We start from the raw sequence: 12,437 nt of genomic DNA on the forward strand, positions 1-12,437 counted from the left end.
GTACTGCCGCTGACCGCGCAAATCCCCATTTCCGGAGCAAGACAATGACAGGATCGCCCCCTGAATTGAGAAGTTTTCTCGAAGCCGAGATGTTCTATGGCGTCAAAAAGCGCGAGCGCATCGCCTATGCGGTGGCGGGCGGCGGTCTTGCCATCGGCCTCATGGGCATGATCGCCGTTGTCACCCTCCTGCCCCTGAAACAAACCGAGGCCTTCCTCGCCATCGTCGACAAAGACACTGGTGTCGCCGAACGCGTGGTTGCCGTGGAAAAGGCCGGTATCGAACAGGCTGAAGCCATCCGGCAAAGTCTGCTCTTTGCCTATGTCACTGACCGCGAAACCTATGACCAGCATGACAATGAGTCCCGCATTTTGCGCGCCTATACCTGGTCCGAAGGCAATGCCCGCCAAGGTTTGGTGAGCCTTTGGACGGAAGGCAATGCCAATTATCCGCCAAAACTCTATGGCCAGAATTCCAAGGTGGTCATCGACATCCTGTCGATCACCCCGGTGACAGACACCACCGCGCAGGTGCGCTTCACCAAGACCTGGGTCTCAGACGGCGAAGGCGTGCCCGACCGGATCGGCAAATTCACGGCGACCGTCACCTATCGCTTCGAGCCATCCAAACAAACCGCGCTCGACCTCGTCTGGCAGAACCCCACCGGATTTTTGGTAACGGATTACCGCATCACCGCTGAAACCCTGGCCCCCACGGAGGAATGAAATGACCCATCCACTGACCCTTCCTGCGCTCGGGCTTCTGATCTCAATAGTTGCCCTGCCCGCTTTGGCCGAAACCGCGCCCAAGCCCGGCAACCATGATGCCCGTGTGACCTATGCCACCTACCAGGAGGGGCAGGTTTACCGGATCAACACCCGGCTCAGAAACGTGACCCTTGTCGAGCTAGGTGAGGGTGAAAAGATCCAGTCCATCGCCATCGGCGATTTGGAAAGCTTCAAGATTGACAAGTTGGAGCGCGCCAACCTCTTCATCATCAAGCCCGTCGTCGCCGGGGCCACGACCAACCTGACCGTCGAGACGCAGCGCAACATCTACTTTCTGCAAGTGACGGAAGGTGGTCGTGGTGAGCCGAACTATTCGGTGAAGTTCACCGTGCCTGGCAGCACGCGTGCTGCCACCACCGGCAGCGAGATCCCCGCCTCCTTGCCCATGACCTACAAGATCATGAAAAAGGGCCGCACCCTGCCCGCATTCGCACCGGTGTCGATCTCTGATGACGGGAGGAAGACCACCTTCGTCATACCACCCGGCGCGCCAATGCCGACGATCTTCCGGGCCGACGCCAAGGGGCAGGAATACGCAGTCAATTCTTCCGTCCGCGGCACCACCATCACGGTCAGCACACGCTCTGAGCGTTGGGTGCTGCGCTACGGCGAGGAATACGTCTGCGTCACGGCCGAGCCGGGGGTCAGCCAATGACAGACGAGACCCAAGCCGAAAAACTCACCGCCCGCATGGAGCGCATGAAACCTTCCGAGGCCCCAAAGCGCCGCCGGGGCATAAATCCCTACGCGCTTTCCGCCGTCACGGCCGTGGCCGGCGTTGGCGTCGGAGCTTGGCTGGTTCTGGCCGCACCTGATGCCCCTGCCCCGGCACCCGCGATTGAGACGGCCTCGGTCAGCGATTTTCAGGGCGACGGGACTGGCACCGATGGCTTCAGCGTCTCGCGGCCAAAGCCGCAGATCGTTCCGGCAGCACCAGATACCTCGGAGGCAGAACGGTTGCAGGCCGAGATCGAGGCGTTGAACGCCCAGATCGCCGATCTGAAGGCCAATCCGGTGACCGTCACTGATGAGGCCGCACTGGCAGACCTGAAAGCACAGGTCGCGGCACTTGATGCTGATGCAAAGGCCCGCGCAGCAGCCCTTTCGGATCTAGAGCGCGAGAACATCCGGCTGCAGACCGAGCTTGAGACCAAGATGCTGATCGATGGCGATTCCGAGGCTGAGGCGGCCCGCGCCCGAGAAGAAGAATTGGCCCGTCGCAGGCAAGAGGCCGAGATGCTGAACGAGGCGCAGATCCATTCCGACATGGTGGCTCTGCGCTCCAGCATGGACATGGGCGGTGAGGCTGGCACCGCAGGCCCAGCCCCGGGTGCGCCCGGGCAAGCGGCCACCGGCGATGATGCGTTTCGCAGAGTTGGGGCCAAGGCGGCCGACGTCCGACAAGCGGAAGTCATCGCCGATCCAGCCCACACTGTGATGCAAGGCACGCTGATCGAGGCAGCACTTGAGACCGCGATCAGCACCGATCTTGCCGGCAATGTCTCTGCCATCGTGAGCCATGATGTCTGGTCGTTTGATATGTCCCGCGTGCTGATCCCGCGCGGTTCGCGTCTCTTCGGGCGCTACGATTCCGAAGTTGATGCCGGTCAGCGGCGCGTGCTCATCGCCTGGGACCGGCTGGTCACCACCGACGGGCAATCCGTCACCCTTGCCGCCTATGGAACAGACCGTATCGGACGCTCTGGTCTGCCTGGCACGGTGCGAAACCACTTCTTCCAGCGGTTTGGCACCGCCGCTTTGATATCCCTGATCGGGGCCGTGCCAACGCTGGCAGCCGACAACTACGCGGCCAATGAGGTGGCCTCGGACACTGCCGAAAACGTCGGCACCGATCTCGGCGAGGCGGTTAATACGGTGATGGCCGACTATCTCAGCATCCCTCCGACGATCAGCGTCAACCAAGGCGCGGTCGTGATGATCCGCGTCGATGCGGATCTGGCGTTTTATTGATGAGCTATCTCGATACTTATCTCGGGCAGCTCGATGCCGCCTTGTCGGATCCGGCCGTGATGGAACTGGCGATCAATGCCGATGGCTCGATCTGGCTGGAGCGTGCGGGGCAGATTCACATGACACCAAGCGGCCTTGCCGCGCTGCCCGCGCGGTCCGTGCGGGATCTGGCTTCCCAGATTGCCAACTCGACGTCGAACACCTTCACGGAAACTGCGCCGCTGGTCTCGGCGGCGGTGCGGTATCGCGATCTGATGCTGCGCTGTCAGGTGGTGGGCAGCCCTGCCGTCTCGGGCGGCACTGTGATCGGCATTCGGGTGTTTCGATCCCGGCACGGAGATGTTCGGCGTGTGGCCAAATCCTTCAGCTTTTTGCGCGGCCAAGAAAACTCCCTGGAAGAGGAGCGCCGCGCGATGGTGGCTGAAATCCGCGCCGGATCGGAAGGGGCGGATGTCGAGGGGTTCTTGGGCAAACTGGTCTCCGAGCGGTTGAACGTCATCGTCTCGGGCGGCACATCGACCGGCAAGACCGAACTGGGCCGCAAGCTTCTGGAAATGGTAGCCGCCGATGAGCGGATCATCACGATCGAGGATTCCCTCGAGCTTCTGCCCGGTCAGCCCAATACCGTGAGCCTCATCGCGCAGCGTGACGAGGGTTCGCCTCGGTCTGCCGACAAGCTTTTGCAGGCAACGCTACGCTTGCGACCTGATCGGATTATCCTCGGAGAGTTGCGCGGGGCCGAGGCGGCAACCTTTCTGGATGCGATCAACACCGGGCATTCTGGCTCCTTCACCACACTGCACGCCCATTCGGCCCGCAAAGCCATGGACCGGCTGGCGCTTCTGGTGATGGCCCAAGGCACCAAGCTCAGTTTTGGCGAGGTGATCCGATACCTGCAAACTTCGATCGACGTGATCCTGCAGATGGGCCGCATCGGCGATCAGCGCGGGATCATGGAGATGTATTTCCCCGGCCTCGACGACTGACGCCGTCGCAGCGCCCGCCCTCCCCTTCCCCATTTCCGGCTCTTTGCCCGCAGGTAACTCATGGAAAACGATAGCAATGCAGGGCTGAACGGCCCAGAAACAGAGCGCCGCGATGCGGAACGTCCGGCCACCGAGGGCCCGAACGAATACTTTTCGGTGCGCTTGACGCTGTCAGGGGCAGCGCAGGAATTCGAAGACCCGCGCCAGGCGGGCGAGGCCTTCTTCCGCGCCGATCCTGCCGAGCGGCCCTCGGTGGCGCATATCAATGGCAACACGGCCCGCACCATGGCCCGGACAGAGATTCACGGGGTCCATGACACAGGCGAGACGCGGTATTTCAAAAGCCTGCCGGACTCGTATGCGCCGGATGCCGAGTTCCGCGCCGGGTTTCTGAATGCGATGGAGGCCTCGCTGACGGAGCGGTTGGGCAAGCTCGAATGGGGAAAAGACGGTCCTGCCGTGACCGAGCGGCTGGATACAGGTTTGAGGGACGATCTCGAGGCCTTCGCGCGTCGGGAGCCAGAAAAGGCGGCGACGCTTTGGGCAGATCACAGTGATGCAGCCCCGCCGGGGCCAGAATTGCGCGCAGCAGTGCAAGCCCGGGAGGAAGTGGCGGATCGAGAGTTGGCCGCGTATCAGGAAGCCCTTGCCGAAAAGCCGCCCATTATCGCCACAGGCGATTGGGTCACCACCGATGCAAATGTCGAGTTGCAGCCCGTGGCGGTGGCAACCGACCGAGGGATTCACACGGGCTACGAGGCAAATCTGCCGGGAGGGGAGAATGAACTCACCGTTTCGGAGCGCACGTTCCCGAATTCCCGCGAGGCCCTGCGTCATGCCTATGACTTCTATGAAGGGGGCGAAGAAGGGCTTGAACTGGCGGTGAAGCGCGCGGCTGAGATGGACCGAGAGTTGGTGGAAGAACCCGACCGCGGGCCGGAAGGGCTTGTCCTTGAGCATCGGCCACAGCCCGAGTTCGCCCGCCCCGAGACCGCAATCTACGCAGGCGACGAGGCGCAGCTCGTCCTGACTCTAGGCCGGGACAATGAAGAAACCCGCGAACTCGCCGAGCGGCTCGTCGCAGATCCGGAATTTCGCAAGGTGGTGGCCGAGCATATCCCTGATGCGGACGGCACGCTTGGCAGCGGTCGCTTTGTCGACGGCGAAGGCTCCGCAGGATTTCTACCCGACGAGCTTTTGGCCGTTACCTCCTATGGTCGCAATGGCGGCGCCGAAGTTCTGGCGAAATTCCCCGATGAGGGTCCGCTCAGTGAAGCCTTGGCCAAGCATCTGACGCATAGCCCGGTGATGGCGACCTATGTCGAAGAGGAACAGCAGCGGAGCGATTTTGCTTCCGACCCGGCGCGGGCAATCTCGGCCTGGGTGGCGCAATCAACCGCGCAGATCGACAGATTGCCGTCGGACCGACAGGACGACCTGCGATCTGAAATGCAGGGCATCGCCAAGGAAGCAGCGGCGGCCTTTGGGCTGGATCGACAGCAGTCGGAAATCGAAGCCCCGCCCCGTTCGACACTGTATAGCACCACCATCGGCGCAAACACGTTGGCGATTGCCGGGGCCGAGAAGGACCTCGACGAAAGCAGTGCCAAGATGTTGAGCGCTACTTTGAGTTTATATGCGAACATCGCTGGGATCAATTTCAAGAAGCTTGAGACGCGACTCGAAACTGGGGCGGCCAACGCCCGCGAAGAAGAGTCGTGGGTGAAATCCGATATTGCCGATGTCGCCAAGCGGCATGGCTTTGATCTCAGCAGCGCCCAAGGTCGCAGTTCGGCGGCCGAGCGGGTGGATCGTTTCTACGAGCGTGCAGCCGAATTGATCCAGTCCGCCCGCAGCATTGAAGTGACCCGTGGACCTGACCCGCTGGTGGAGGCTTTGGGTTCACTGGCGCGCGTCCATGCCAGCCAGGGATCCGTCGCCTTCCGAAACGAAAATCAGGCGCGGGATTTCGCGGAAGAAATGAAGGAGCGCTACGGGGCGTCGGTGTTGAAAGACATCGCCGCTGGCCGGACGGAGGCACTGGCCAAGGACGTGCCGGACCCGGCTACTCGGGCAGCAATGGCGGTAGCCGTCGTCGCGGCTGCCAAAGAGCATCCCTCGCTTGGTCTCAGCGCACATGAAGCCGAGGCAGCGGAACGCCGAATGGTGGCTCAAGCGGCGTCGCGGCCACCTGAACACACGCGGGCACATGCTCATGATCGCAATCAGGACCGGGAGTTTTGATCATGCAACGCATTGCATTGCTGCTTCCCCTTGGTCTCACCTCCGGCCTGCTGGTTGGTCTCATCGCCGGCGGCCTCGTCCTCAACCTGATCTTGGGGCGCGATCCGAACGCAACCGGCATCTTTGTCCTGATCGCCGAGTTCCCCGGCTTCGCCCGGCTGACTTCCGTGCCCTGGGTCCTGCCTTGGCAGATCGTCGGCGCGTCGACCGTGCTCTTCACGGTTGCCGCCGTCGCCCTGACCTTCCGCCAACAGCTCACCGAATACGGGCAAGCCAAGTTCCAAGGGCGCGCTGAAATGAAGGCCAATGGCCTCTTGCAGCCCTTGGGCGCAGGCATGGTCTTTGGCAAGCTCGGAGCACCTTCAAAGACCGCGCCATATGTCAGCGCCACCTTCCAGAAATTCCCGCATTGCCTTGTCGTAGCACCTACCCGAGCTGGTAAGGGCGTGGGCTATGTCATCCCAAACACGCTTCTCTTCAACGGCAGCATCGTTGTTCTCGACGTGAAGGGCGAGATCTTCGAGGCCACTTCCCGGCACCGTCAGGCCGAAGGTGATGCAGTCTACCGTTTCTCGCCGTTCGATTTTGAACATCCGACCCATCGCTACAACCCGCTCGAGCGCGTCGCCCGCATTGAAAATTTCGAACAGCGCTACACCGAACTGGCAAAGATCTCGGATTATTTCTTGACGGTTTCGGACAAGGGAACGGCTGGCGACTTTTTGGCCGAGGGACGCGAACTCTTCGTGGCCGCAGGGCTTCTGGCCATTGAGCGCGGCAAGCCGACCATCGGTGAGATCAGCCGCATCCTCTTTGGCCGGGGTGCCACCCAGGAGGTTTACGGCGAGCATGCAAAAGAGGTGAAACACCCCAACGCGGCCCAGACCTTCCGCAAGTTCGCAGGCTATTCCGACCGGACGTTGTCCTCGCACGCCTCGGTCCTTGGTGGCGCGGGCATGACGCTCTGGAACAACCCGGCCGTCGATCGGGCAACTTCCGGCAATGACTTTTCCTTTGCTGACCTGCGCAAGCGGCCGATGTCGATCTATGTGGTGGTCAACGCCGATGACATCCGCACCCTGTCGCCCTTGGTGCGGCTGTTCTTTGGCGAGTTGATCGCCACCATGCGATCCACCCTCCCCGACCCGAAGTCTGAGCCCTGGCCTGTCATGGTCATGCTCGATGAATTCGACCAATTGGGGCCCATGCCCATCGTCGAGCAGGCCCTGAAGCAGCTCGCTGGTCATGGCGCACGAGTGTCGATCATCACCCAGTCGATCCCCGGTCTCGACAACATCTATGGCGAAAACGTCCGCCTGTCGCTCGAGTCTGCGGCCGGGATGAAGCTCTACCTCGCGGCCAACGACAAGAAAACGGCGGGGGAGATTTCGGACGCTCTGGGCAAGACGACCAAGCTTTCGGTCTCGGATAGCGTTTCGAGGGATCGGGATTTCATGCAGAGGCGGTCGGTCAGTCGGCGGATGGAAGAACGGCCACTTCTGACACCAGACGAGGTTCGTCGGTTGAACCCGGATCAGGCAATTCTCATCCCAGAACGGCAGAACCCGCTGTTGGTCCATCGGATTGTCTATTTCCAGGACCCGACGTTCAAGAAGTTGTTCGAGGCACAGAAGGGGCCCCTGCCCTTTCCGCCAAAGGAAGCTGCGGACGTGCAGGTGCTGACCCAACGGATGGAGGCGCTGGAAAGGCGTTTGGCCGAAAGGATGGTGGTGGATTTTGTGAGGCCAGAGAAAGTGAAAGCGGAAGCCCCCGTTGAGGCGGAGCCGAAACTGGCGGCCGAGATTGTGGCTCGGGATGAAATTGGGCCGGAGAGAGAAGCGACAGCACTAAATTCCGATGTTCTTGTGCCAGTGTCGCAACCACAGGCGACCCCTGAACCCGAGGTTGATCTCGCGGACTTGAAGCCACCGATCACGATCGCGGTCTCGAAGATGAGCAAGTTCTCACAAAAGCTCGCGCTGCTGGAGTGATGGCAGTTTGGGCGGAGTGCTGATCTAGCTGCGCGTTGGACGAAAAACTTCAAAGAGAAATCTGAGGACCATCAGTTTGATTTGATAATTCTCGGATTTCGCAAACTGCGAAAGTGTTTGGGCCTGGTCAGACGAAAGTGGGGTGGGTTTTTCGAACCTGGCGAGATACTAAGATTCAAGCAATGATCTTTGTCGCGAGTAGGAATTGCTGTACCTCCAGTTTGTGTAAGTGGCTGTTTGGACAACGATGCAGGATGACAATCGCCTGAAAGCAGCTTGGAACCAGAAGACAATCCCCGTTGCGCTTCGCCGTGATGGGAAGGGCGAGCAGGTCAGGGTCCGCCTGCCCTATGCCGACGACAACTATGCTTGGCTCAGGAATGGGCGGCGCACTCGGCCGAGCTGGAACACGGCACTGGGCTGCTGGGAAACTCCCAAAGCATGGTTCAATGACCTCGTGGACCGCTGTCTTCACCGCTGGGGCCAAATCTATGTCATCCAACCCTACAGGGAGCAGGAAATCTGCGCGCCGGCATGCATGAACGCAGTCGGTCATGAGTGCCAGTGTTCCTGCATGGGCGCCAACCACGGGCAGGGCGACGATGGCGGCTGGTTCTCGACGAGCGAGGCCTTTGCGGCCCGATGGGGTGCTCGACAACTCGCCTGTCGTCTCATGACGGCCAAGCCCGAAAAGTAGAGGGCCGGCCGATACGGCCAGGCCCTTTGACAGATGCGCCGATGATGATCGTTCTCAGACTAGGAGGCTCGTCGCGGGCAAATCATACCCTCGGGCGATCCTGCTCGGGCACCTCCCACGGGTCTTCCAGGTTAACGATGCCGTAGCGGTCGCCGTCATGCTCGGCCTTAGGCAAGAACGTGATCAGCCCCACGTCAAGAATCATACCCTTGTCCTTCATATGTTGCTGTCGGAAGTGGCCGAAGTGGGTGAGATACCCGAGTCCCTCCAACTCGCGGCACAAGTCGGCAATACTGGTCGCATACTCGAGCCTCTGGCTTGCCGTGCTGATGTCCCAGATCCCGTCTAGGTCAGTCATCCAGTCCGATATCGAGGCGGTCAGCTCGAGAGCGTGATCGGCCTCAACCGCACTGGTGTTGATAAGAATCCCGTCCCATTCACGGTTGCGGGAATAGAAATCGTTCGGTTTCTTGATAGGTGACGTGGGGACGAGCGCCGTCTTCCTCAGCGCGCGCTCCATTTCTTCCTGCCGGAGCTTCTCCTGCTCAGGTGTCGGCCTCAAAAAGACTGCCATATCGAATCCGAGTCCGCGGGCGAGGCTCCGCAAAGTCTGAACCTCGGGCATGTGCCGCCCGCTCTCCACTTTCTGAATCGTTCGGACGGTTAAACCGGCGGCATCCGCAAGGTTCTCCTGGGTCAGCCCAAACATCTTGCGAATGTACCGGCACTGATCGGCGATATACTTGGCATCTCGTTCCATTGTCTCCATCAGATCACTCCATGTTGCTGATGGGAATAGCTTGTCACGCGCGTCCTTGGGCGTCCCCGAACGCAACCCGAACGCAGCGCGGTCATCGTGATCGATGTCCGCTGTCCTTGCACCAGTCGATCCGCCCTTGCCGAATCCAAAAGTGACACCGGCACTCGTTCGTTTGTCGGACGGAAGGTGAGATCGTCGGGCGTTTCAGCCAGTCTGATATGACTGTCCACCTCGGTCGACGGTCCTTGCTGAGGGACAGCTTGATGGTCTCGCCGCACCCGCCGGGGCAGTGGAAGCAGGCCCATTTATCGACGCCGTCGCGCACGATGGTCATTTTTCCCGGTACGATCTGATCCGGCGTTGGGTGTACCGACGTTATCCAGGCGACAAGGTCGCTTTTCGGGATGACGCGGAAGAACTCGAGGCTCTTCCGCAGAATGTCGATCATCATCCCGCTCACCCTACACGATCTAGAAAGGGATCGACGTCGCCCAGGCCCCAGTATTCCTCGCTGCCGCAGACCGGACAGTCAGGCTGGGGCTGAGCCGCTTGCATCCGTTCGAAGCCCTTGTCGAGCTTGCGATAGCGTTGCCATGCCCATCCGCCGGTGCCGCGGAAGTCGACGAGACCGGCAATGAGCTCGTTCACAGCCATGGTGGCCGCTTCGGAGGTGAAGGTCACTACCGCCGGTGCCGGGTTGCCTGCACCACGGACATAGGCCTCGGTCTTTTGCCGTTCGTACTCCTCGGGATCCGATCGCTGCAGATCTTCCTCGCGGGCACGGATGCGATCGATCGTGCCGCGGCAGCCGTGGCATGCCGAGGTAGGGAACAGCACGCTGACCCTTGCAGCCATCTCGAGGAGACCGGGTTCGCCATCGTGACGGGGCATCAGGACCAGCCCGACATCGATGACCGGGATCAGGTAGAAATGTGCGATACGGTTCAGGTAGAGGCGGCCGGCGTGATCGTCCGTGCATCCGAAAATGACGTCGCAGGATTTCAGCGCGTCGCGGATGTGCGGTGCATCTACCCAGCCATTCATCGACCGGATCTCGACGTCGAGGCCCATCCTAGTCACCTCGCGCGCCATGACGTCGACCTTGGGCACCGCGTTGTCGGCATCCTTCCGGGTCGCGCCATGCAGGCGGTTCAGGTTTGAGTGCTCGACCACGTCGTCGTCGATGACAACGATGCGCCCCACGCCGAGGCGGGCGAGGAGATGGACCACTGGGCTGCCGGTGCCACCGCACCCGACCACAGCAACGGAGAGCTGCTTGAGGAGGTCATTGACCTCTGGCCCGAAGGCCAATGCCTGCCGGGCCAGGGCTTCCGAAGGAGTAGGCACGTCGGTCGAATGGATCTCGATCCGGGTGCCGATAACGGTCACTCGGTGACAGGACAGGGGAGCAACCTCGTCTTCCCATACCCGCGCCCGGTAGAGACTGTCGCCGACCTGCACGACGCTCACCAAACGCGTCCCGGCGCCGTTCCGGTTCCGAGCCATGATGAATAGGTCGCGTTCGCTGAGATCGTCTTGGGCGGAGAAACCGTTGAAGCCCCCCGGGTGGCTATGAACGATTGCCGGCACCAGATCCACGTCCTTCGCCCTGCGGCAGAGCTGGGCGAAGGAGTTGGTGTTCCAGGTGACATGCTTGACGCTGGCGTCGACGCGGTCTTCCTGCGGGATCGCGATGACCTCGTAGGAAGTGTAGCGGGTCCGCGCCTCGAGGTCCCAGGGATCCTGCGCGATCTCGCTTTTGCCGAGCAGCATGTAGGCGGCGCCTTCGTGCCCTTGGGGGTGCGCGAGCAGCGCCTGGAGCTTGTCGCGGTGACGGGCGTGGAGGGTGATGTTGCTGCGCTTCATGCTGCCACCGCCAGGGCTTCTTCGACCCTCTTAACCATGGTCCAGAGGCCGTCGGTGCCAGGGCGCCACTCGTTGTTGTGGCGTGACCAGCGCTGCCAAGTCTGGCGATCGAAGGCCTCACGTGCCTCCGTGCAGCGGGGCTCACGCTGGCTGCCGACCAACTTGAGATGCGGCACGGCGTAGAACATGTCGGGCGCGACCTCGGGATAAGATGGCGGCAACAGGATCAGGATATCCGCCTGGGCGACCTGATACTTGCCTTCTGGCAACGCGACCCCGGTAAGGATCACGCCCTTTTTCGCGCCTTCGATGACCTCGCGAACTGTAATGCCGCGCCCCTCGAGGTAGCGGCGATCTTGGCGAGGAAGGAGGCTCATGCCGCACCCCCTTCCGTCGTCTGTGGCACACCGGTGAAGAAGTGCTCCAGGCCCGCATCCGCGAGGCAAATGAGGTCGGTGTCGCCGACCAGGACGTCATCCTTGCCGGGGATCACCTGCCAGACGGCGAACTTGGCAGGATCGACCCCGGCCAGCTTCTTTAGGACGCGCCCGCTGATGACCTTGTGGCCCCACTCGAGGCGCTTGCCATCGATGTCGAAGCGGAAGGATTCCGCGCTCGGGAAGACCAGGAAACGCTCGATCTGGCCGGGGCGCAGATCCGTGGTCTCCTCGAGGCGCAGTTCCTCAAGTTCACCGTTGCGCAGTATCTGGAACACGAGGTGCTCCTCGGCCTTGCGGAAGCCGGCCCCCTCGATGACCTGGCGGCCGGTAGGCGTCGGATCGTCGATGATGGCGTCAGTGAAGTTCAGGTTATGGTCGCCGACCTTCACCTTGTAAGGTCCGTGGTCGCGGGGCTTTCGGTCGGCCTTCAGGGCCGCCAGGAGATCTTCGATTTCGATCGGTTCGGTAGGCATGGCAGCAAATCCTTTTCTTGTCTGCTCGACGCCCGCAGCAGGCGCCTTGTGCCCCCCTATGCTCCTGAGAAGTGGCCTATCGGACGCTGCCGCCAGAAAGTTCGCGGAAAATTTGAGCGACGCCCAATGTTGGGCCGATGGCGGCAAGTCGAGGCCGGTGCTTCTACCAAATATTGTCGATGAATTTTCACGCACAACTTGCTATGGTGTGCTCTCTGTCG

Annotated in this window: 11 protein-coding genes; 6 read left to right on the plus strand and 5 right to left on the minus strand. The window is 61.3% G+C overall.

The window, feature by feature from the left end:
• The first annotated feature begins 44 nt into the window (after window positions 1-44).
• The 6 genes from RSW2DRAFT_RS10355 to RSW2DRAFT_RS10380 are packed head-to-tail and all read left to right on the plus strand — an operon-like array spanning window position 45 to window position 7,980.
• Entirely contained in the window at window positions 45-725 is a 681-nt protein-coding gene (locus RSW2DRAFT_RS10355) for a virB8 family protein (protein ID WP_008030710.1), read from the plus strand.
• Window position 726: 1 nt separating this feature from the next.
• Window positions 727-1,443, plus strand: a complete 717-nt coding sequence (locus RSW2DRAFT_RS10360; RefSeq protein WP_008030712.1) for a TrbG/VirB9 family P-type conjugative transfer protein — start codon at window positions 727-729, stop codon at window positions 1,441-1,443.
• The gene (locus RSW2DRAFT_RS10365; protein WP_008030724.1) at window positions 1,440-2,759 is read left to right on the plus strand and encodes a TrbI/VirB10 family protein; all 1,320 of its coding nucleotides are present in this window, start codon (window positions 1,440-1,442) and stop codon (window positions 2,757-2,759) included. The genes RSW2DRAFT_RS10360 and RSW2DRAFT_RS10365 overlap by 4 nt, the downstream gene beginning before the upstream one ends.
• Entirely contained in the window at window positions 2,759-3,745 is a 987-nt protein-coding gene (locus tag RSW2DRAFT_RS10370) for an ATPase, T2SS/T4P/T4SS family (protein ID WP_008030726.1), read from the plus strand. Before RSW2DRAFT_RS10365 ends, RSW2DRAFT_RS10370 begins: the two co-directional genes overlap by 1 nt.
• A 60-nt stretch (window positions 3,746-3,805) precedes the next feature.
• Window positions 3,806-5,989: a hypothetical protein gene (locus RSW2DRAFT_RS10375; protein ID WP_008030728.1), complete on the plus strand. Its 2,184-nt coding sequence runs from the start codon at window positions 3,806-3,808 to the stop codon at window positions 5,987-5,989.
• A gap of 2 nt (window positions 5,990-5,991) precedes the next feature.
• Window positions 5,992-7,980 carry a type IV secretory system conjugative DNA transfer family protein gene (locus RSW2DRAFT_RS10380; protein ID WP_008030730.1) on the plus strand — a complete coding sequence of 663 codons (1,989 nt, stop codon included), beginning with the start codon at window positions 5,992-5,994 and terminating at the stop codon, window positions 7,978-7,980.
• A 779-nt stretch (window positions 7,981-8,759) separates the two neighbouring features.
• Here RSW2DRAFT_RS10380 and RSW2DRAFT_RS10390 read toward each other — a convergent pair.
• From RSW2DRAFT_RS10390 to RSW2DRAFT_RS10410, 5 genes are all read right to left on the minus strand, one after another.
• Entirely contained in the window at window positions 8,760-9,446 is a 687-nt protein-coding gene (locus RSW2DRAFT_RS10390; protein WP_008030732.1) for a helix-turn-helix domain-containing protein, read from the minus strand.
• 82 nt (window positions 9,447-9,528) lie between these two features.
• Window positions 9,529-9,885 carry a DUF6527 family protein gene (locus RSW2DRAFT_RS10395; protein ID WP_040672019.1) on the minus strand — a complete coding sequence of 119 codons (357 nt, stop codon included), beginning with the start codon at window positions 9,883-9,885 and terminating at the stop codon, window positions 9,529-9,531.
• 8 nt (window positions 9,886-9,893) lie between these two features.
• Window positions 9,894-11,303 (minus strand): ThiF family adenylyltransferase, encoded by a 1,410-nt coding sequence (locus RSW2DRAFT_RS10400; protein ID WP_008030733.1) that lies wholly within the window; start codon window positions 11,301-11,303, stop codon window positions 9,894-9,896.
• Window positions 11,300-11,680: an E2/UBC family protein gene (locus RSW2DRAFT_RS10405; protein ID WP_008030734.1), complete on the minus strand. Its 381-nt coding sequence runs from the start codon at window positions 11,678-11,680 to the stop codon at window positions 11,300-11,302. Before RSW2DRAFT_RS10405 ends, RSW2DRAFT_RS10400 begins: the two co-directional genes overlap by 4 nt.
• Window positions 11,677-12,216, minus strand: coding sequence for a multiubiquitin domain-containing protein (locus tag RSW2DRAFT_RS10410; protein ID WP_008030735.1), 540 nt, complete (start codon window positions 12,214-12,216; stop codon window positions 11,677-11,679). Before RSW2DRAFT_RS10410 ends, RSW2DRAFT_RS10405 begins: the two co-directional genes overlap by 4 nt.
• Window positions 12,217-12,437: the final 221 nt, after the last annotated feature.

Source organism: Rhodobacter ferrooxidans, assembly GCF_000176015.1.
GTDB classification, from domain to species: Bacteria; Pseudomonadota; Alphaproteobacteria; order Rhodobacterales; family Rhodobacteraceae; genus Pseudorhodobacter_B; species Pseudorhodobacter_B ferrooxidans.

Excerpts from the sequence above, each read along its gene's own strand:
- RSW2DRAFT_RS10395 (WP_040672019.1), bottom strand. The coding sequence starts at position 9,885 with ATGATCGACATTCTGCGGAAGAGCCTCGAGTTCTTCCGCGTCATCCCG.
- RSW2DRAFT_RS10410 (WP_008030735.1), bottom strand. The coding sequence starts at position 12,216 with ATGCCTACCGAACCGATCGAAATCGAAGATCTCCTGGCGGCCCTGAAG.
- RSW2DRAFT_RS10405 (WP_008030734.1), bottom strand. The coding sequence starts at position 11,680 with ATGAGCCTCCTTCCTCGCCAAGATCGCCGCTACCTCGAGGGGCGCGGC.
- RSW2DRAFT_RS10355 (WP_008030710.1), top strand. The coding sequence starts at position 45 with ATGACAGGATCGCCCCCTGAATTGAGAAGTTTTCTCGAAGCCGAGATG.
- RSW2DRAFT_RS10380 (WP_008030730.1), top strand. The coding sequence starts at position 5,992 with ATGCAACGCATTGCATTGCTGCTTCCCCTTGGTCTCACCTCCGGCCTG.
- RSW2DRAFT_RS10370 (WP_008030726.1), top strand. The coding sequence starts at position 2,759 with ATGAGCTATCTCGATACTTATCTCGGGCAGCTCGATGCCGCCTTGTCG.
- RSW2DRAFT_RS10400 (WP_008030733.1), bottom strand. The coding sequence starts at position 11,303 with ATGAAGCGCAGCAACATCACCCTCCACGCCCGTCACCGCGACAAGCTC.
- RSW2DRAFT_RS10390 (WP_008030732.1), bottom strand. The coding sequence starts at position 9,446 with ATGGAGACAATGGAACGAGATGCCAAGTATATCGCCGATCAGTGCCGG.
- RSW2DRAFT_RS10375 (WP_008030728.1), top strand. The coding sequence starts at position 3,806 with ATGGAAAACGATAGCAATGCAGGGCTGAACGGCCCAGAAACAGAGCGC.
- RSW2DRAFT_RS10360 (WP_008030712.1), top strand. The coding sequence starts at position 727 with ATGACCCATCCACTGACCCTTCCTGCGCTCGGGCTTCTGATCTCAATA.
- RSW2DRAFT_RS10365 (WP_008030724.1), top strand. The coding sequence starts at position 1,440 with ATGACAGACGAGACCCAAGCCGAAAAACTCACCGCCCGCATGGAGCGC.